At 38.6% G+C, this 20,943-nt stretch carries 18 protein-coding genes; 9 read left to right on the forward strand and 9 right to left on the reverse strand.

Features of this window, described 5'->3' with window-relative positions; genetic code table 11:
* Positions 1 to 160: 160 nt before the first annotated feature.
* From CWD90_RS12375 to CWD90_RS12395, 5 genes are all read left to right on the forward strand, one after another.
* Positions 161 to 2,524, forward strand: a complete 2,364-nt coding sequence (locus CWD90_RS12375; protein ID WP_103476383.1) for an ABC transporter permease — start codon at positions 161 to 163, stop codon at positions 2,522 to 2,524.
* 359 nt (positions 2,525 to 2,883) lie between these two features.
* Positions 2,884 to 5,367, forward strand: a complete 2,484-nt coding sequence (locus CWD90_RS12380) for an ABC transporter permease (RefSeq protein WP_103476384.1) — start codon at positions 2,884 to 2,886, stop codon at positions 5,365 to 5,367.
* Positions 5,368 to 5,491: 124 nt separating this feature from the next.
* Positions 5,492 to 7,909 (forward strand): ABC transporter permease, encoded by a 2,418-nt coding sequence (locus tag CWD90_RS12385; RefSeq protein WP_103476385.1) that lies wholly within the window; start codon positions 5,492 to 5,494, stop codon positions 7,907 to 7,909.
* A 192-nt stretch (positions 7,910 to 8,101) separates the two neighbouring features.
* Positions 8,102 to 8,764 (forward strand): ABC transporter ATP-binding protein, encoded by a 663-nt coding sequence (locus CWD90_RS12390; RefSeq protein WP_103476386.1) that lies wholly within the window; start codon positions 8,102 to 8,104, stop codon positions 8,762 to 8,764.
* A 138-nt stretch (positions 8,765 to 8,902) separates the two neighbouring features.
* Complete coding sequence (locus CWD90_RS12395; protein WP_103476387.1) at positions 8,903 to 10,123, forward strand: hypothetical protein; 1,221 nt, start codon at positions 8,903 to 8,905, stop codon at positions 10,121 to 10,123.
* 33 nt (positions 10,124 to 10,156) lie between these two features.
* Here CWD90_RS12395 and CWD90_RS12400 read toward each other — a convergent pair whose 3' ends face one another.
* From CWD90_RS12400 to CWD90_RS12425, 7 genes are all read right to left on the reverse strand, one after another.
* On the reverse strand, positions 10,157 to 10,780 hold the full coding sequence (locus CWD90_RS12400; RefSeq protein ID WP_103476388.1) for a hypothetical protein: 624 nt from the start codon (positions 10,778 to 10,780) through the stop codon (positions 10,157 to 10,159).
* A gap of 38 nt (positions 10,781 to 10,818) precedes the next feature.
* Positions 10,819 to 11,274 carry an SRPBCC family protein gene (locus CWD90_RS12405; protein ID WP_103476389.1) on the reverse strand — a complete coding sequence of 152 codons (456 nt, stop codon included), beginning with the start codon at positions 11,272 to 11,274 and terminating at the stop codon, positions 10,819 to 10,821.
* A gap of 101 nt (positions 11,275 to 11,375) precedes the next feature.
* A complete protein-coding gene (locus tag CWD90_RS12410) occupies positions 11,376 to 11,723 on the reverse strand; it encodes a VOC family protein (protein ID WP_192878020.1) in 348 nt (115 codons plus the stop codon).
* A gap of 12 nt (positions 11,724 to 11,735) precedes the next feature.
* Positions 11,736 to 12,710: a nucleoside hydrolase gene (locus tag CWD90_RS12415; RefSeq protein WP_103476390.1), complete on the reverse strand. Its 975-nt coding sequence runs from the start codon at positions 12,708 to 12,710 to the stop codon at positions 11,736 to 11,738.
* 190 nt (positions 12,711 to 12,900) lie between these two features.
* Positions 12,901 to 13,056, reverse strand: a complete 156-nt coding sequence (locus tag CWD90_RS23025) for a VOC family protein (protein ID WP_157941208.1) — start codon at positions 13,054 to 13,056, stop codon at positions 12,901 to 12,903.
* A 132-nt stretch (positions 13,057 to 13,188) separates the two neighbouring features.
* On the reverse strand, positions 13,189 to 14,679 hold the full coding sequence (locus CWD90_RS12420; RefSeq protein WP_103476391.1) for a pyridoxal phosphate-dependent decarboxylase family protein: 1,491 nt from the start codon (positions 14,677 to 14,679) through the stop codon (positions 13,189 to 13,191).
* A gap of 135 nt (positions 14,680 to 14,814) precedes the next feature.
* Complete coding sequence (locus CWD90_RS12425) at positions 14,815 to 15,528, reverse strand: SGNH/GDSL hydrolase family protein (RefSeq protein ID WP_103476392.1); 714 nt, start codon at positions 15,526 to 15,528, stop codon at positions 14,815 to 14,817.
* A gap of 401 nt (positions 15,529 to 15,929) precedes the next feature.
* Between CWD90_RS12425 and CWD90_RS12430 the strand changes: the two genes are divergently transcribed.
* From CWD90_RS12430 to ppnP, 3 genes are all read left to right on the forward strand, one after another.
* Complete coding sequence (locus CWD90_RS12430; protein WP_285901348.1) at positions 15,930 to 16,739, forward strand: alpha/beta fold hydrolase; 810 nt, start codon at positions 15,930 to 15,932, stop codon at positions 16,737 to 16,739.
* 48 nt (positions 16,740 to 16,787) lie between these two features.
* Entirely contained in the window at positions 16,788 to 17,966 is a 1,179-nt protein-coding gene (locus CWD90_RS12435; protein WP_103476394.1) for a sensor histidine kinase, read from the forward strand.
* A gap of 145 nt (positions 17,967 to 18,111) precedes the next feature.
* Positions 18,112 to 18,393, forward strand: coding sequence for a pyrimidine/purine nucleoside phosphorylase (gene ppnP / locus CWD90_RS12440; RefSeq protein ID WP_103476395.1), 282 nt, complete (start codon positions 18,112 to 18,114; stop codon positions 18,391 to 18,393).
* Positions 18,394 to 18,454: 61 nt separating this feature from the next.
* Here ppnP and CWD90_RS12445 read toward each other — a convergent pair whose 3' ends face one another.
* A complete protein-coding gene (locus tag CWD90_RS12445; RefSeq protein WP_157941209.1) occupies positions 18,455 to 18,892 on the reverse strand; it encodes a VOC family protein in 438 nt (145 codons plus the stop codon).
* A 272-nt stretch (positions 18,893 to 19,164) separates the two neighbouring features.
* Here CWD90_RS12445 and CWD90_RS12450 point away from each other — a divergent pair, with 272 nt between their 5' ends.
* Positions 19,165 to 19,734 (forward strand): c-type cytochrome, encoded by a 570-nt coding sequence (locus CWD90_RS12450; protein WP_103476397.1) that lies wholly within the window; start codon positions 19,165 to 19,167, stop codon positions 19,732 to 19,734.
* 62 nt (positions 19,735 to 19,796) lie between these two features.
* Here CWD90_RS12450 and CWD90_RS12455 read toward each other — a convergent pair whose 3' ends face one another.
* Positions 19,797 to 20,729, reverse strand: coding sequence for an NAD-dependent epimerase/dehydratase family protein (locus CWD90_RS12455; RefSeq protein WP_103476398.1), 933 nt, complete (start codon positions 20,727 to 20,729; stop codon positions 19,797 to 19,799).
* Positions 20,730 to 20,943 lie beyond the last annotated feature (214 nt).

A 20,943-nucleotide genomic window follows, 5' to 3' on the forward strand; every position in this document is an offset into this window, starting at 1 on the left:
GGAGCTGTAAACAGTAAACAATTGGTAGTAAGTAGTGAACATTATCGTAGAACAAAGAATAAGTATCAATGTGCATTGAATACGAAAGGCATTTAAATCAAAAAATCGAACCTGTTTCCCGCCCGAGGCGGGACTAAGGTGCGAACAATAAACAAGAACCATGTTTGTAAACCATATCAAAATTGCGTTTAGAAGTCTAGCAAAAAGGAAGGCCTTTGCACTGATCAATATTGTGGGACTTTCCATTGGGCTCTGGTGTACTTTATTAATTGCCCTATGGATTTCAGACGAATTGGATAAAGACGCATTTCACACGAAGGGGAACCAAATTAGTCAGGTAATGACCAACATTGGTTCTGATGACGGATCGATCAACACATGGGACGGCACCGGATATCCGGTCGCAGAGGCTTTGATGGAACAACTACCCGAGATTGAGACAGCGGTGCGAAGAACGGGGCCAAGAGGAGGACTCTTAAAAATTGGGGAGAAGTCAATTGAAATGCAGCTATTAGGAAGCGATGCTGGATTTTTTGAACTATTTAGTTTTCCCTTGAAAGAAGGAGAACCCAAAACCTGCTTGAACGACATAAAAAGTATCGTGCTATCAGAAGAAATGGCCACCATATATTTTCCTGATGGGGCAGTTCTGGGAAAAACGATAGATCTTATGCTTTCCGAAACTTCCGAGCCCTATCTGGTTACAGGGGTATTCAAAAAAATTCCAAGGCAATCCACTTTAAAATTCGATGCAGTTGTACCGGTGGACAATTTTTTGCCTATGAACAATAAAAGCTGGGGTAATACTTGGGTAAAAACCTTCGTGCTGCATGAAGAAGGGGCAAACCTTAATCTATTGGGCCAAAAGTTGCAACACCTTCCTGAACAAATGGGAGACGATAAATGGCGTACCCTTTCATTGCAACCCTTTAATGACAGATACCTATATTCAAAATTTGAAAACGGTCAAGTAATTGGCGGTCGAATTGATGATATTATTCTCTTTGCCATTATTGCCATTTTCACTTTACTCATTGCCTGTTTTAATTTTATAAACCTCACTACGGCATTGGCGGTTAAACGTTCCAAAGAAGTAGGGGTCAAAAAAATACTTGGAGCAAGTAGGGGAACGTTGTTGGTTCAGTTTTTAATGGAATCGGCAGTTCTAGTGGGCATTTCCGTAGTGTTCGCAGTGTTGTTGGCGGTAGTTTCCATGCCTATGTTCAATGCGATTACTGAAAAGGAGTTGACGATCGACTTTTTAGATGGTCAAATCTATGGCATTTTGGCCCTTATTTCATTGGCCACCATATTGTTTTCAGGGCTTTATCCTGCTTTTTCACTCTCATCGTTCAAGGGGGGGGTACATGCTTTGAACGAGCAATTAAAGGGCAATAGAGGCGAAAACTTTTTAAGAAAGGGCTTGGTCGTATTTCAGTTCTTTCTCTGCATGGTTATGATTACGGGAACCATGGTGGTCTACCTGCAACTTCAATATATTCAGGATAGAAATCTGGGCTTGGATAAGGAGAACATTGTTTATATGCCGATGAACCACGAAACGTATTTGAAATCAAAGACCTTTAAGGCCGAGTTGGCAAATTTTTCAGGAATTAAGGAGCTGAGTTCTGCTAGCAGTAATTTTATAGATTCTTGGGGTACTACCTCCGATCCCGTTTGGGAAGGACAGAGCCCTGATGATGGGGAACAATGGTTTACCATACTTACAACCGACTTTGGACTTATGGAAATGCTGAACATTCCTATTAAGGAAGGCCGAAGTTTTTCTCCTGAATTTGCTGGCGATACTTTGAATTATTTGGTCAATGAGGAAGCGGTAAAGGCCATGGGGATGAAAGATGTAATTGGGAAATCATTGAGTTTTTGGGGTGATGAAGGTGGGCAAATTGTTGGGGTGGTCAAAAATTTTCATTTTACCTCCCTACATAACCCGATCCAACCCATGATTATACGTTGCAGGCCCGCAGAACCTGATCTTGTTTATGTAAAAACCATGCCTGGGAGGACTAAGGAGGCCATTGCCCATATGGAAAAGGTACACCACCAATTTAGTAGCTTGCCATTTGCCTATCATTTTTTGGATGAAACCATTGAAAATGGGTATAAGGAAGAACAAAAAACACAGCAGTTGGTCGGCACCTTTGCAGCCTTGGCCATTTTTATTTCCTGCTTAGGTCTTTTTGGTCTGGCAGCTTTTACGGCTAATCAGCGGGTCAAGGAAATTGCAGTAAGAAAGGTATTGGGCGCAAGTGTTTTTGGGTTGTTCAATCTGCTCTCAAAAGATTTTTTAAAATTGGTAGCCCTAGCCCTTTTAATTGCGGTTCCTGTTGCCTGGTATTATATGAACGAATGGATTCAAGGCTTTGCTTTTCATGTAGCCATTAATTGGTGGCTGTTTGCTTTGGCAGGAATACTGCTATTGGGGGTGGCACTTACAACAGTAAGTTTTGAGACGATCAAGGCGGCCAGAACAGATCCGGCCAAAAGTTTACGAACAGAGTGAAAAAGTGTACAGTAAACAGTTGGCAGTGAGTAGTAAACAGTAAGCAGTGAACAATAAGCAATGAGCAATGAATTGGGAGCAGTGGACAGTGAATAATAAGAACAAAATTGGCAATTGGTATTGATTGTTAGGGAGGTGCCAATGTTTGCCAAAGAGCAGTTCCTTCCCATTTCAGGAGAAGACGGAAGGGGGTACCTTGGGACAGTGAGCAGTAATCAATGAAAAGTAAACAGTTTTGCCTTGGACAATTTTCAATAAGCAGTGAAAATTATTCTTGATCAAAGAATACGAAAGACATTAAAAACCAAACCGGTCTCCCGCCCAAGGCGGGACTAAGGGGAGGACTAAAAACGAGAATCATGTTAAAAAATCATCTGAAAATTGCCTTACGATTCTTTTTAAGGAACAAACTGTTTACGGGCATCAACGTCTTAGGCCTTTCCATAGGAATAACGGCATTTATTCTGTTGACACAATACATTGCTTTCGAAAAAAGCTATGATAATTTTATTCCTGATGTTGATAACCTATATAGGGTTACCCTGACTACAAACTTGGGTGATAATGGTTTTGTTACTTCAGCAACAAATCATCCGATGACGGGCCCCGCAATGCTATCAGATTTTCCGGAAGTTGAAAGCTATACCCGTATCGCAGATAAGCCAATGGCATTTTCTGGCACCATGAATATTTCATATACCAATACCCTTGGTGACGAAATAAAGTCTGATGCCAATGATGATCATATTTATTTTGCTGATAATGCGATTATCAATCTTTTCGATTTACAATTTATTCAAGGCGATGTTGCAACGGCACTAAATGAACCTACCTCCGTAATTCTGAGCGAGAAAATAGCCCATCGCTTTTTCGGGACTGAAGACCCTATTGAAAAAATGATAGAGGTCAATGATAATTTTAAATTAAAGGTAACTGGTGTTTTTAAAGAACGGCCGGACAATACGCACTTACCTATGGGTATGATTGTTTCCTATAACATCTTCGGCCCAAATGGCGATCATGCCAACAGTTGGGTATGGCCAGAATTTTACAATTATATTAAACTAAAGCCGGGAACAAGTCAGAAGACCGTAGAAGCTAAGTTTCCGGGATTCGTAAAAAAATATTTGGGGGATATAATGATCGAGCATGGATTTGAAGCAAAAATGGCACTGCAACCCGTTAAGGACATTCATTTAAAATCACACTTATTAAAAGAAATCTCTCCCAATAACAGTGAAGGTACTTTGTACTTTTTATTGATCGTAGCCGGTTTTATCATTGCAATTGCGATGATTAATTTTATCAACCTCTCTACCGCCAAATCTATGGAGCGCGCCAAAGAAGTGGGGATTAAAAAAGTAGTTGGTGCTCCTAGATCAGTACTTATACATCAATTTCTATTTGAGTCGCTTATCATTAATTTTTTTGCTGTTATTATAGCATTTGTATTGATCAATCTCTTGATTCCTTCCTTTAATTCATTGGTAGGAATAGAGGTGTTAAACTTTGGAATGTGGGGTGAATGGCAAGTCTGGTTAGCTATGTTAGGTATATTTTTAATAGGAGGTGTTTTAGCAGGTCTTTACCCAGCCTTTGTATTGTCAGGTTTTGTGCCTATTGAAGTTCTTCGAGGAAAGTTTCATAAAACAACCAAAGGGAATACGCTTCAAAAGGCTTTGGTTGTTTCTCAATTTGCCATTTCAATTGCGCTTATTGCGGGAACATACATTGTTTATAATCAATTCTCCTACATGCAGAACCAGGACCTTGGTTTTAATGCTGAACAAAATCTTGTTTTTGGTGCACCTACATATGCTGATACCACCACGCAGCGGAAAGTAGAATCCTTTAAGCGGGAACTGATTCAAAACCCAAGGATCAATAGTGTTGCCTTGTCCGACGAAATACCAGGTAAACCAATTATACAAGGGAATACCATACGCCAGGCGCATAAACCAATAGAGTTAGGGGTCAGTGCAAATTTCGTGATTATAGATCAAGATTTTATAAAAACCTACGACATTGATCTCTTGGCAGGAAGAGATTTTGTCAAGGAAGATGCTACCTCTTTGTATACAAGAGAGGGTCCGGTTCCATCAGGCCATCGGGTCTTGATCAATCGTTCGGCAGCAAGAATATTAGGGTTTTCGGACCCTGGAGCGGCTATTAACAAAAAGATGATATTCAAGTATGGTCCTATCGATAGAACAGCCGAAATAATAGGAGTGGTAGAAGACCATCATCAACAATCACTACAAAAAGGGTACGACCCTATTGTTTTTATGAATCTTATGGGCTACGGGGTTTCGTTTGTCACTGTAAATATTGCAAGTGGTAATATTCCTGAAACAACGGGTCAAATAGAGTCCAAGTTCAAAGAGTTTTTCCCGAACGATTTGTACAACTCCTTTTTTATGGATGATTACTTTAATCGGCAGTACCAGGCCGAATCGAAATTCGGAATCATTTGTTTGGTGTTTTCATTGTTGGCAATTTTTATTGCCGCCTTAGGTCTGTTCGGTCTGGGATCGCATATGGCCATGCAAAAAACCAAGGAGATAAGTGTGCGAAAAGTTATGGGTGCCACAGTGGTACAGGCCTTGTCAATAATTCCAATAAAGTTGCTGAGCCTAGTCCTATTATCAGGGGCAATAGCCTTACCGGTCATCTATTTCGTCACCAAGAAATGGTTGGAAAAATATGCCTTCAAAATTGACCTTAGTATTTGGATGTTCGCAGTACCCCTATTGGTAGTCCTTCTGGTTGCGGCATTGTCCATCCTATCACAATCTTTTAAAACGGCAATGGTTAACCCAGCAGAATCATTGAGAAACGAATAAAGTCAATACTATTTCCGACAAAGGGTAGCGCTTACATAGGAAAACAACGTGAAAAGATAAATCAAAAACCGAACCGATTCCCCCTCTCCAGGAGGGGGTTAGGGGGAGGACAAAATCGACTGTAATGTATAAAAATTATCTTAAAATTGCTTGGCGAAGCATTAAAAGCGAAAAGCTCTTCACTTTCATAAAGGTTGGGGGCTTTGCCATGGGCATTGCTGCTTGTCTGTTGATTGCACTTTTCATTAACGATGAACTCAGCTATGACCAGAAATACAAAAATAAGGATCGTATTTATAGGGTTGTGTTACAAGGTGTAATGGACGGTGAGCTAAAAAAAAGCGTTCATTTTCAATTGCCATTTGCGGATGCCCTACAAACTGATTTTCCAGAAATTGTAAAGGCGGGGAAAATAAATATGAGCGAGCTCTTTGGCGCTGGGAAACGAGGATTGCGATTGGCTGGTGAATCCCAGAACAATTTTGAGGATGGATTTGTATTTGCCAACCAGAACATCCTCGAAATTCTTGAGATTTCCTTGGAACAGGGAAACTCCAAAGAAGCTTTATTACAACCGGGAAATATTGTAATTTCCAAATCCAAGGCAGATAAATACTTCCCTCATGGGGATGCATTGGGTAAGACCATTGTGTTGGATAACAATACTTCAAGACCATATACCATTACGGGGGTAATGCCAGATTTTCCTAAAAATTCCCATCTCCAGTTTAATTTTCTTTTACCCATAGAGGATACCAACATGAGCTGGACAAATCAGAATTATTTCACCTATGTTCTTGTGGATAAAAATGCTAGTATTCCGGCATTGGAGAAAAAAATGTTTTCCATTATGGAAAACTACATAATCCCTGCCCAATTGGCTTATGGTCGTGACCCGGCCTTTATCCAAGTACTGAAAACCATTGAATATAAGTTGCAACCAATCGCCGATATACATTTACGATCAGATCTTGCTATGGGGGATGGTCTAAAGCATGGCGATATTCGGTTTGTATGGCTCTTTGGAGCCATTGCAGGGTTTATTTTATTGTTGGCTTGTATCAATTTCATCAACCTTTCTACCGCCAAATCGGCCAATAGGGCCAAAGAAGTTGGTTTGCGTAAAACAGTTGGGGCATTCAAAAGTAATCTGGTTGCGCAATTCCTTACAGAATCCGTGCTTTTCAGTATTATCTCCTTTGTTTTAGGTCTCCTGTTGGCCTGGGCCTTGTTGCCTGCCTTTAATGCCATTGCGGCAAAGTCGATTTTGTTTCCCTGGGAGGTTTGGTGGTTTGTACCGCTTATGGTAGGTTCTGCGCTGCTAATTGGAATTATGGCAGGAATGTACCCTGCCTTCTACCTCTCTTCCTTTAGACCCGTAAATGTGCTAAAGGGGAGCCTTAGTGTCGGCAGTAAGAGCGGGAAGCTGAGGAGTGGATTGGTCGTGTTTCAATTTGCTGCATCGGTAATCCTGATTATAGGGACATTGATCATCTACAAGCAAATGGACTATATCCTACACAAAGAACTGGGTTACGACAAAGATCAGGTAGTGATTTTGGAAGGGGCCAATATCTTAGGAAATAAATCGGAAAGCTTTAAGGCACAATTGTTAGAACTTCCTCAAGTACAAAATGTAACAAAAAGTGATTATTTGCCGATAGATGGTGCCAAAAGAAATGGCAATACTTTTAAAAAGGTGGGGGAAGGAATTGAAGATCGTGGGATTCCTGCACAAGTTTGGCGAGTGGATTATGATTACATAAAAACATTGGGGGTAAAGGTGAAGCAGGGTAGGGATTTTTCCAGGGAATTTGCTTCCGACACCATTAACTCGATGATTGTCAATGCTAAAATGGCACAAGATCTCGGTTATGACAATCCAGTAGGAAAGCATATAAACAATGGAAGGGACTGGGCCATTGTAGGGGTGGTACAGGACTTCCACTTTAAATCCTTGAAGGAAGATATTGGAGCACTTACCCTAGTGGTTGCAAACAACGATCTGGGTGCAATTTCGGTAAAACTTAAAACAGACAATATTAGGGAGTCCTTGACTTCCCTTGAAGCCATTTGGAACGAAAATGTTCCCAATCAAGCATTTGCATATTCCTTTTTAGATCAAAAATTCACCCAAATGCACGAGGATGTGCAACGTATGGGGAAAATATTCAACAGTTTTGCCTTGTTTGCCATTCTAGTAGCTTGTTTAGGACTGTTTGCCCTTTCTGCCTTTATGGTGGAACAACGCAAAAAGGAAATTAGTATTCGGTTGGTTTTGGGGGCTCCTTTTGAAAGTATCTATAAACTATTGACACTAGATTTTTTAAAGTTGATTCTTTTGGCCATTCTTATAGCGATACCCATAGGATGGTATATGATGAACCGATGGTTGGAGGATTTTGCCTATAAGATTAATATTGGATGGGAAATATTCTTTTTCGCTGGCGGAATAGCTTTGATTATTGCTGTGGCGACCATTAGTTATCAGTCCATTGGGGCAGCATTGATCAAACCTTTAAAAAGTTTAAGGACGGAATGACCATAAAGGAATAATCAATGTTCGGTTGTTGGGATCAGTCTGAGGATTGCGGTTATGGAGGCTATGGAAAAGGAAGAAATTGATTTTCTTAATTAAAGCTGCCAAGAATCCGTTAGTGCTCCTTGGGATAGTCGGTCCCGCGCATTTCGACGGGAGGGTTAGGGGACATAAATGAATTAAATAGAATACAATATGCTACTACAACTTAACAACATTTTTAAATGGGTAAACTCAGGGGGACAGCGTGTTTTCCTGTTAAAGGATATTAACCTTAGCGTGGAAGAAGGGGAGTTTATTTCCATTATGGGACCATCAGGTTCGGGTAAATCTACGCTGCTCAATGTCATTGGCATGTTGGATAATTTTGATGAGGGAGAATATAGCTTTTTGCATGAGCCTGTTCATACCCTAAAAGAAAAACACCGTACCAATTTGTACAAACAATATATAGGCTTTGTTTTTCAATCCTACCACTTGTTGGACGACCTTACCGTTCAGGAAAATCTGGAAATGCCCTTGCTATATAAAAAAGTGGGCAGCTCTGAACGTAAATCCCTTGTGGCGGATACCTTGGACCGATTTAATATAGTAGGAAAGAAAGATTTGTTCCCTGCACAGTTAAGTGGAGGACAACAACAATTGGTAGGTGTTGCAAGGGCGTTAATTTCTTCTCCAAAACTTATTTTGGCCGATGAACCAACTGGAAATCTAAACTCTAAGCAAGGGGAGGAGATTATGGAACTTTTTAGGCAATTGAATAATGAAGGGGTCACCATAATTCAAGTTACCCACTCAGAAAAAAACGCTACCTACGGTTCACGTATAATTAATCTTTTGGATGGGAGGAAAATATAGGTTTTAGAAGTTTATATTTTAAAAGGAGTCTACACTATGGAAATAATTGCAATTTTCCCATAAGGCATTAATTATTTGGGATAATAACAACCAACTAATGTTTTGTTTACTTTTAGGCATTCCATCGGTGAGTTAAATATGAAAAATTATTGGCAGTATCTTATAAGTTTTTTGATAGTGCTACTGATCTATGGGATTCATATGCTTCCCGTATCGGATAGTATGTTGAATGAAAACAACACAAAGCTATCCAATGTTTTTCTGGCTTCCCAAATTAGATATCACCAAGAATTTGCACCCTTTGCCAGACGCCCATTAACATCTTTATTGATCGAGGCTACGTCCGGTGTTTTTGGGGTAACCTTGGGGGAGTCTTTTGTACTTGTGAACTTATTATTGCTATGGATTAGTGGAATATTGATTTATGCCCTCTCATTAAGACTTAATGCATCAAAGGGTCAGGCAATGTTTAATCTTGTGGCCTATTTTCTAAGCTTTTCCATACTATTTGCTTTTTTTCCACCAGTTTTCAGTTATGATGAGCCACTTCAATATTGCTTGATTTTGCTCAGTATTCTTGCTTTGATCAGGGGAAAGTGGAAATATTATGTTCCATTATTTTTAATGGCAACCATAGCTAGGGAAAGTACTGTTTTTCTATGGCCTGGGTTGGTTGTTATCTTTTCTGGTCTAAGTTTGAAAACCAACAATAAGTGGACATCAATGGTCAAAAAAAAATTGTTGCTACTTTTCTTGCCACTTCCCTTATACGGTATTTATTTGGGGGTATTTATTTGGGCGACCGGTATTTGGAAAGAGACCTCCGAGGTGGTAGCCAATAGGCTTAGTTGTTACTTTCAGAACTTTGGAACTTATGCCAGTTCCGTTGAAACCATAGTATCTTTTTTCTTGGTTTTGGGTCCCGCTCTTTATTTTCTTTATATGTCTATAAAGCCTAAGGCCTATACCATTTTGGAAAAAAAATACATCTTGGCTTTTCTACTTGCATTAGTGATAAATACCCCTATTGTTATGGCAGCTACTTTGGCTAGGGAAACAAGGTTATTTGCATTACCCCTTTTTTTTCTATGGCCTTTGGCCGGACAATTGTTTGGAAAGGATTTGACCCTTCTCCTGAAACCCAGGCTGTACCTGGATTGCTTGAGGGATTGGCGGTATAGCTTTGTTTTAGTGGGGTTATGCCTATTAATTTATATGGTTTCGTTTAAGCTGTATGTTCCTAGTTTTCCTTCTAAGGATAATTTTTTTAATGAATATTTATTTGTAATTCTATTGATTATGTCGGTGCACTTTTTATTTGTTGATTTTTTAAAGAGAAATACGGAACGTTCAAGCTAGGATTGGTAAAGCCAAATAGTATTGATATTCAAATTACTCCCTAACCTTCTTATGTATTACAGGAGCTACTAAATAGGGGTCAGGGGGTATGGTGGAAAGGTCATATTCTTTTCTATGCTCACTTCCCATGGTATCATAGGATGCCAATACCAGATCTAAATAACCTTTGTCGATGATACTTTTGTCACTATCCATTTCGGGATTAAACTCATATGCCGGTAGCGCCTTGTAGGCATATATTTTTCCGTTTTCAAAGTTGTATTCTTTAACAATATCAGTGACATCTATTCTTTTATATCCTACCTCTAATTCATCAAACATCTCCAATTCATCAAGGGTTACAAAATACAAGGCACAGTTTAATTGAACCTCTTTATTCTCCACGATATTTAAAAATATGGATTTTTCAAAGGGGATAGTTTCCTGATTTCTTAGGAAAAAGGAGTCATATTTTAGATATTCGGACGGTAAATTGGGGTCGTTATTGGCGCCGACAAAATTCCAGGCCCGTTGTAAACCGTTTAAATGCACACAAAATATTTCATCGTGGTATTTTCTTCCAAGGACATCTTCAACACTTTCAAGAGAGGATAACATTCCGTAGCCGATCATTCCAACTTTGCCATCTTTTATTTTAATGATTGATTTGTTATTCATAGGCTGTGGTTAACAAATGTCTTTACGATCTTTTGCCTTTAAAATATTTCATCCAAAGCCTTGGTCCTATAATCGAATATTTCGTTAAGCTTTCCCTTTATAATAAGAGTATTGGCAAGACTTCCCAAGAGTCCCAAAGGTGGTTGGTAGCTGACAATATCGGTCATTAATGTCCCATTTTCAGTCGGCTCTATCTTATGTTGATGATGCCATATCTTGTATGGTCCAACCCTTTGTTCGTCCACAAAATAGCTATTTTCCTTTAAGTGGGTAATTTCAGTGACCCAGGTAGTTTTAATTCCGAAAATGGGTGAAACCTTGTAGCTTATCATCATGCCCTCGTACATTTTTGAAGGAATGTCCTTTGAGGTAATATCGAAGCCCATGTAATCGGGGGTAATTGCTTTTAGATTGCTTGGATTGGAAATAAATGCCCAAACCTCTTCAATCGAAGCACTGATCTCTTGTTTTTTCTTAAACTGATAAAAACCCATATCACTTTATATTAAGTTTAAAATTCTTTCTGTTAGGACTTCAATATTTACCATTAACTTCCAAAGTCAAAATGGTCTGTATACCTACTGCTCCTACACTCTTAATGATCGGACCAAACAGCAAGTTCATTGCCGGAAGGGTCTTTAAATTGAAATCTGCTTCCGCCCGGAAAGGAAAAGATATCTTTAGAAATTTCACCCCCACTTTCTACAATTTTATTTTTTATCAAATCAAGTTGTTTATGGTACAATACCACTAGTGCTCCATTTACAATATTATTTTCAGTCTTTTCAAATCCCCCTTCCAATCCACTACCGGAAAAAGCGATATAGGTAGGGCCATAATCAGTAAAGGACCAATTAAAGGCTGAGGTATAAAATTTTTTAGTTTTTTGGAGGTCCTTTGCTTTGAACTCTACATAGTTAATGTGGTTGTCTATATTACTCATTTCTATAGTCTTTTAGTTGGAATGCAGTTCTAGAATGAGCTCATCCATTGTTTTGGCGATGGACTCGGGGGCAATATTTTTTTTGATGGTAATATAGGCGTGCTTTTTATCTTTTTGGCTTTTGCCTGAATGCCATTCGTTACTGCCATCTTTATTTACGGATACATAACCATTGGTGTTGATGTTAAAAAACCGGGAAGCTGTGTCGTTGTCCAAAAGCATCACAGCTGCTTGGTCCCATGCAGGCCGACCTGCAAAATTGTTATAAAGTTCATAACTTCGGTATACGGGATTGGAAGTGTTTAATTTTGACTTTAAATATTCACCTCCGGTAATAATTTGATTTCCGAGTTCCCAACCGCAAAAAACAACTTCTTTTTGCCAATTGGCAAGGCAGTAAACTGTAGATTCAGGATCTGGACGATAAAAATTGGCTTCTAAGCCCATAGGATATGTTCCGCCCATACAAAGCCATTTTTTTACTTTTTTGTTCACCAATTCTTTTCCGGTCAGGGATGAGATTTTATCGCCTTCAGATTTTAACAAATTTTGGAGACTGGTCAAATGCCCAATAGTTACTATGACAACCGAATTGTCCATACTTTCGGACAGGAGTTTTCGGTAAAGTTGAGCGGCTTCGATTGTTTGATCTATTGTGGTTATGGAATGAGGGAATTCTTCACTTACCTGCCTAGTGTATTTCGAGAAATTATCAAGATTTTTTTGTTGTTTTAAAAACCCGATAGGGATATCCGATTTGTCGTAAAAGGTGTTGATGGCATCTACACATTGATATGAAAAAATATCTGAACTGGTCGCTATCACTCCTATTAAGTCTACCTTGCCCATTTTTTGATAAGCATGTAGCATCGCCAAAGCCTGTACATCATCTACGTCCGAATCGATGTCCGTATCCAGAATGACCTTGGTTTGCGCAGCGCATTGAATAGCCAGTAATATTAAGGGGAGCCAAATAAAAGTTTTCATAAATGATTTTAGGTTAGATTTTAATTTATTGTGACCTAAAGGTTAATACGTTGGGTCAATATAATTCGTGTCCAAAGTACTTGAAATCGTAATTTTTTAGTCGTTACTCCAGGTGAATCACCACTATTTTTCTTAGTTCCTATCGTTGGTTCTGCAATACCCATGGAAGAATGAATTTTTTCGTTAACTATTAACCTTTTTCCAATCCACTACCGGAAAAAGCGATATAGGTAGGGCCATAATTAGTAAAGGTCCAATTAAAGGCTGAGGTATAGAATTTTTTAGTTTTTTCGAGGTCCTTAGCTTTGAACTCAATATAGTTAATGTGGTTGTCTATGTTATTCATTTCTATAGATTACAATCGTTTATTTAATGCCTTCATTAGTTATTTGGAGTCTTGTAATTTCCTGTAACAAAGTTCCTGATTTTCAATAGCTGTCCCAAAGCTTCTACCGAACCATAGAACCCCTTTATTTATTTAGTTGGAAGCGAGCTTTTGATGCATTTTTTTTCCTTCCCTCACCAATATCCCAATGATTTCCTCAATATCTTTTTTTGAGGTCCTAAAGTTAACTATGCATCCCCTTAGACAATATTTATGTTGCACTATAGCATTTGATAAGAAAACCTCCCCGCCTTGTTGCAATACATCCAATAAAGCTTCATTTAAAGTGTTTAAATACGCTTCATTCTTGCCCGATTTGTCTCCGTAACCCTCTGGAACATATCTTAAGGTAGTTATGCTCAAGTTTTGGGTTATAGCCTCCAATTCCGAATGATTTTCGGCTAATTGGAAAAGTAATTTGGATAATTCTATATCTTCCCTTATCGTTTTCAAATAACCATTTTTTCCTATTTGCTTTAAGGCCATCCAAACCTTAAGAGCTCTAAATCCACGCGAATTTTGAAGCCCATATTCATAGAAATTATGAACTAGTCCGTCGTTGTTTTTACTGAAATTGTAATATTCGGGATGCGAACTATAGGTGTCAGTAAGGTGTTTGGGGTCCTTAACTAAAGTACAGCCAGCTTCCAATGGACTATATAACCATTTATGTGGATCAAGAGCAATGGAGTCGGCCTCTTTAATTCCTTGGAACATCTGTTTTAATTCAGGAATTAAGGCGGCAGGGATACCATATGCACCATCTATATGGAACCATAAATTGTATGTTTTGCATATGGCTGCAATAGCCTGTAGGTTATCTACGACTCCTGTACTCACATCTCCCGCAGTTCCAACAATCATAAACGGTTGATGGCCATCTTTTAGATCCTTTTTTATGGCTTGTTCCAGAAGGTCGTTGTCCATTCTATTAAAGCTGTCGGTAGGTATCCATCTGGTAGAATTTGAACCGTGACCAAAGAGAATAGCGGCTTTTTCAACCCATGTATGGGTGGTTTTTGAACAATAGACCATTAATTTTTTTGAAGTGCTTGCTAGACCATCTTCTTTGATATTCTTCGGTGCTTTAGCAGTTCTTGCGGCTAAAAAGGCAGTAAAATTGGCCATATTACCTCCACTGACCAATATACCACCATATTCAGGGGAGACACCGATAAATTCGGCCAACCATTTTACAGTTTGCTTTTCAATTTCGGTTGCTACAGGGCTTAGTATATTGGCGCCAACGTTGGAGTTAACCGAGGCCGCTAATAAATCGGCAAACATTCCAATGGGTGCTGGTGATGAGGTGATGTAGCCCATAAATTTAGGGTGACCGTTCAGTAGGGAATGGTTCATCAATAATTCAGTGGCATTGGCGATTATATCAGCGGCCGGAATTCCATTGTCCGGTAGGGATGAGACCCCTAATAATTTTTGTAATTCTTGGGGCGATTCTCCTGTGGTAACAGGTTTATCATCCATGGTGTCCAGAAATTCCGCGATCCTATCCACTAACTGATAACCGATATTCTTAAACTGTTCTTTGTTTATTTCCAGGGATGTGTTTCGATTGTCAGTCATGTCGTTAATAAATTAATTATTTTGTCAATTTAATCTTATTAGTAAATGAAGAATTATTTAGACTCTATTTAGGACGCTATTTTATAAATTCTTTTTATTTACTCCTTTAAAAGGTTCCACTGAATCCCTATTGGGCTATTGAAAATAAGTAATGATTTCATCTGCGATAAGTTTGTGTCCTTCCGCATTTGGATGATTCACTTGGGACATAAATTTTGTAATGCTGTCACCCTTAATAACTTTTTCCTTGAATAATGCGTAGCTGTCCACCAGTCCAACACCGTTCTCTTTGGCTAATTGTCGAATCTGATTTTTGTGCTGTTCTAAAACATTGTTCACTTCCAAAATATTTACTCTTTGGTCGGGGGAAGGGGTTAGTAGTATTATTTTAATATTCTTATCCAAAGCTTTTCCTATCATATTGCCCCAAGCCTCGTAGGACTTCTCAAGTCCAACTCCAACATCGTTCAATGCGTAGTCTATAAAGAGAACATCTGGCTTATGGATTAATACTTCCGATTCAAACCGGTCCGAGCCACTAACAGAATTCTCACCGCCTATAGAAGTATTAATAATGTTGACTACTGCAAAGGGATATTGATCCTTTATTCTTTTAAGTACTTGAAATGGATAGGAGTCCAAAGTATTTACGACGGGGGTCTTAAAATAACCAGCAGGAACAGAATGACCATGAAAGACTAAATTGACTGTTCTATTGTTAGGCCATTTTTTGGTAAGTTCTATCTTGATATCCTGTAAATAATCTGAAGGGGAGGCAATCAAATTTTGCGTTCTTGCTTCCCATGAAATTAATGCCAATAGTAATAAGGGAAAGTATATTTTGCTCATTATCGTTTGTTTTTTATCAATTGTTGTCGAAATGACGACATGTATCTAGGCCTCCTGGCAAGGAGAAATTCATCTACAAATTTTTCGTGACGAAAAAGTAAAGATGATATAGAGTTATATATTCTTGTATCAAATTTACATCATTTCATACAAAGTTTTCTTGGGCAATTTTATCTTTCAGTTCTAAGGAAAAATGTGACATCAGCCTAAAAAGCAGCTACTTTTATCGATGCCTGTAGTCTATCTAACCTACTATAATTTTTTAAACTAGGACGAATATTTTATGTGTGTTGGCAATATATCTTTAGGTATGACATATTTTTCTACATATGTGAACTCTTTATAATGGTTATAATAATCAAAATTGCTCTTTTCTTCTATCTTTAGGAAAAAGATTGTGCATGGATGTTTTAAAAAGGAATAATGTAAATGTAATTGGGGACGGAACCCAAGTTATTATGTTTGCGCACGGTTTTGGATGCGACCAGGTAATGTGGAGATTTATTACTCCGGCTTTTATTGCAAATTATAAATTGGTTTTGTTCGATTATGTTGGCTGCGGTAAATCTGTTACGGGGCAATATAGTGAGGATCGTTACGGTTCACTTTACGGTTATGCCCAAGATGTTCTTGAAATATGTGATGCTCTAAACCTCGAAAACGTAATTTTTGTAGGGCATTCCGTAAGTTCAATGATAGGCATTCTAGCTTCCATTCAACAACGGGAATTATTCCGATCATTAATTCTAGTATGTCCATCCCCATGTTATATTAATAAGCCGGGCTATTTTGGAGGCTTTGAAGAAAAGGACCTATATAGTCTTATGGAGGTCATGGAAAATAATTATGTTGGCTGGGCCAGCTTTCTGGCGCCGGTGGTCATGAAGAACGCAGAAAGGCCAGAACTTGTGCATGAACTTGAAGAAAGTTTCTGTTCCATGGACAAGGAGATTACAAGTAATTTTGCTAGGGTCACTTTTTTTTCAGACAACAGAGAGGATCTTTCCAAGGTAAAAGTTCCAAGCCTCATTCTTCAATGTTTGGAAGATGATATTGCCAATGAAAAAGTAGGGACATATGTACACCAAGAATTAAGAAATAGTGTGATATACCATTTGAACGCTACTGGACATTGTCCACATATGAGTCATCCGGAAGAAACAATTAAATGCATTCAGCGATATTTACAGACTGAAGATAATCATACCTAATTAAACATTTGAAGCTAAGAATCAGTGAATATTAATCCTCCCTGTTATATGTTTTCTTTTTCGGTAGACGGCTGTCTTACCGATATAAACCAATTGATGCTGGGTCATTTGGAATATGAAGACTTGGAAGTAATAGGCCGATTGCGGTTTGAAGACCTGCTAACTGGTGGAAGCCGGATTTTTTATAAGACCCATTTCCTGCCTATGTTAATGATGCAGGGTAAAGTAGATGAAATGTTTTTATCCTTATGTTCTAAATCTGGCAAGGAATATCCGGTTCTCATGAATATGTCCCTTTCCGGCAAAACGGAAATATCTACCGTACAGGCTGTTGGACTTCAAATGGCCAAGCGCAATAAGTATGAAAAAGGAATTCTGGAGGCTAAGCAAGCGGCAGAAAAGGCACTTGGAGAGAATGCACTTCTGTTGAAAATGAAGGCAGATTTGGAAAGAAATGAGCAATTATTGGAGCACCAATTACGTGAACTAAAACGAATTAATCAGGAGCATGTTGAATTTAATAAAGTGCTTTCCCATGACATGCAGGAACCCTTGCGAAAAATACACTTGTTTGCAGGTCTTCTTGAAGGTAAAAAAGAGAAGGAGGAGGGTGTAGGAGTAGAGTTTACATCCTATCTCAAAAAACTTCGAGACTTATCGGAATATTCTCGGGACTTATTGATGCGGTTACAACGCTTTCATTCTTTGGAAAATAGGATGAATGACTTCACCGTGGGTAACTTGGAGGAAATGATCAAAGCCGCCTTGGCAAGACTAGGTATCCCTGAAATTCTGCCAGATTTAAGTCAATTGAGGGTACAAGAAGTCCGTGGTGATATACCTAGGTTGACTAGAGTGATGAGGGAATTGTTGGCCAACGCATATCGGTTCCGAAATCTGGATAAACAGTTGTACATTGAAATTTCATCGGAACTGATTATGGATAATTATTATAAATCTGTAGAAGATGCCTACCGGTATACGGACTTTATCCAGATTCGGATCAAGGACAATTCTAAGGGATTTCCCAATAATGCCCAGGGTAAAGTTTTTGGATTGTTACAGAAATTTCACGTTGAAAGTGGTAGGGGTTTAGGGCTGGCTTATTGTAAAAAGATAGTTGGTTTGCACCAAGGTCATATTTTAATGAAACCCATTGCAGGCGGAGGATCACAAATTATTATTATGCTACCTTGTATACCGTCAGGAATAAGGGCAGATAAATGAACCCTTATTCCACAGCTTTCTAGTTTATAATATTAAGGCTATTGTTTAGGAATATATAATCTCCATGAACGTAAAATAGTTATAGGGCTCGTTATCTTGAACTTCCTTTCTTTATATTTGCCAGCTATCCTATAAAAGAAAATTTATGATCTCGAGTAACGAATATTTTGATGGAAACGTAAAATCCCTTGGTTACACCTCGGCAACTGGGAAGTCGACCCTGGGGGTAATGGAACCTGGTGAGTATGAATTTGGGACTACTGCCAAGGAAACCATGAATGTTATAGAGGGGGAATTAATTGCGCTGTTGCCCGGGGAAACTGAATGGAAATCCTTCAAGGCAGGTGCTTCCTTTAAAGTTGGGGCCAACACTTCTTTTAAGGTTAAATCGGTTAGACAAACTTCTTATTTGTGTCAATACTCATAATCTAACAAATATTTTATCTGGACCTTTTTACCATTGGTGAGAGACCAAGAATTTAACAGCTTCAGAGAATCTGGTTAAATTCCAATTTTTCTCCATCTGGCCCCCTGACGGCAAAATATTTACAGCCCTTTTCCCAGAAATTCAAGAATATAGGTTGTTCCTCTATTATGGTGAAACCAGCTGCCTTAAGTTCGTTAAATGCTTTTTCAACATCGGCCACATCGAAGGCTATATGGTCCACATGGCCATCTTTACGGGATTTTAATTCCAATAGGTCGTTTTTGGTAACCTGGTATAGTTCAATAATTACGCCTTTTTGCTCCATCATAGCCACGAGTATGGTATCGTTTTCTTCAGGAACATCTACATGGGAATCCAAGACTCTCTTAAAGCCTAGGGATTCGTAAAATTTCAAAGAAGCCTTTAAGTTGGAAACAGGTAGTCCAAGGTGCTGCAGTCCGTTGAAATTGCCTTGGAGGAAGGTTTTTCTTGGGCTCATAGTTATTGATTTTGGATTAGTATTGAAAGATAACAAATTAATTTTAGGGCTTTTGCCTTTCAATACTTCGGCCATATGTTAAAAGATGGTACACTTTTAATTGCCTTGTGGTCTATACCTTATAATTTTCACATACTTATGTGATTGTCGTCTTCGCACTTTCTGTCTTCCTTTGTCAAGTATATTTTAATCTCTGTCCCATGACTTTATGGGCATCAGATTATAAACTAAATATTCTCATATCCATAAAATAAAATCTAAATTAAAAGTTTATGAAAAAAACATTTTTCGCGCTTGCCGTCACCAGTTTAATGATAAGTGCATGTGGCTCACCAAAACAAAAGGAAGTAACAAAAGAAGATCTGTCAAGCTCCGACGACCGTATAGAACGAGGGGAATTTTTGGTTGCGACCCTAGGGTGCAACGATTGTCACTCCCCTAAAGTTATGACGGAAAGAGGTCCGGTGCCCGATCCCAATAGATTGTTATCCGGCCATGATTCCAATGAAATTTTGCCTGACTATGATCCCCAATCGGTAGGGGGCTACGTGCTGTTTAATATGAACGGAACCGCAGCAATAGGACCATGGGGCACTTCTTTTGCCGGTAATTTAACCCCTGATGATACAGGTATAGGATTTTGGTCAGAGGAGCAGTTTGTGAAAGCCATACAAAATGGAAAGTTTAAAGGTCTAGACAATAGTAGACCGTTATTGCCCCCTATGCCCTGGGAAGGATATGCCAAATTATCGGAGGAAGACCTGAAAGCCATTTTCAGTTATTTAAAGAGTATAAAGCCGGTTAAGAATATAGTACCACCAGCAATCTTGCCAGAACTTTAAATGGCCATAAATCTTCTGGAAAGTGCTAGGTCTAATGCCTATTTCAAAATTTTTGGAGTAGACTATTTTTTGTAATCCGATTTTACAATTGCTTTAATTCCTTCCAAATAGGGAGTGGTTTTAAAATCAAAATGATTATTGAATTTGTCCGAATTGAAGACATAATCCCTGTCATATTGATACATCATTTCGGGCATTTCCTTCATAATAGGAATAAAAAGGCCCATAATTTTCACTATTAATTTATTGGCTACCTGAATTCGAGGTTTCACACCCATTTCTCTGGCAATGGCCCCAATCCATTCCTTACCGGTAAAGGGGTTATTTGCTGTTGGCAAATGCCATACCTGATTGTACGCTTCTGCGGAATTACCAAGCAAGGCGGTTGCTCTGCCTGCATCTGGTGTATAGGTGAAGGAATGCCTAAAATCTACAGAGGATAGCCAATTTGCTTTTTTCCCGTTACTTAAAGGTTTAAAAACCATCTCTGTCAACATGCTCGAATTTCTAATATTTGGGCCATAAAAATCTGCAGAACGTGCGATCAAGGCTTCAAGTTGCCCTTCTTTGATTTTGTTCATAATCATGGCAGCTACTTCCGAACGAATTTCACCTTTCTTGCTTGGGGGATTAATGGTTGTTTCCTCATTCATTTCATTTAAACAATTGAGGTCGTACATGTATATATTGTCAAAAAACACCAATTTGCACTTACATTCTATGCAGGCATCTATTACATCTTTTATGAATTTTGGCCAGTTATGCTGCCAAACTTTAAGATTATAGGGAAATCCAACAGAGACATAAACAATGCTCGAGCCTTGGACTGCTTCAAAAACCTTTGTGCTATCCAAAAGATCAGCGGAAAGAAGTGAGTCCGTATCATTTATCTTTTGCGGATTTCTACTTACCAATCTGATGTCGGTAGTATAATCTTTTAAAGCCTTGGCCAGTTCAATGCCAAATGCCCCACCAGAGCCCAATATTGTTTGCATAGTTGTTTCTTTTATTGATTAAGGGGATATTTTAGATCTTTCTTTTGTTATTGGTTGCTATAGTTGTGAATTAGTTACAGCAATTTCTCGCTAATATTTTTTGACCGTCAAAAGAACTTGGTTAAAATTAACAATTCTACTCATTCTTATACAGCTGTATTAAGTTTTAATCGGCCTATGTTTGGTGATTTAAACCAGTCTTTTAGGTTTGGGA

The sequence above is a fragment of the Arenibacter catalasegens genome, assembly GCF_002909235.1.
GTDB lineage: Bacteria > Bacteroidota > Bacteroidia > Flavobacteriales > Flavobacteriaceae > Arenibacter > Arenibacter catalasegens.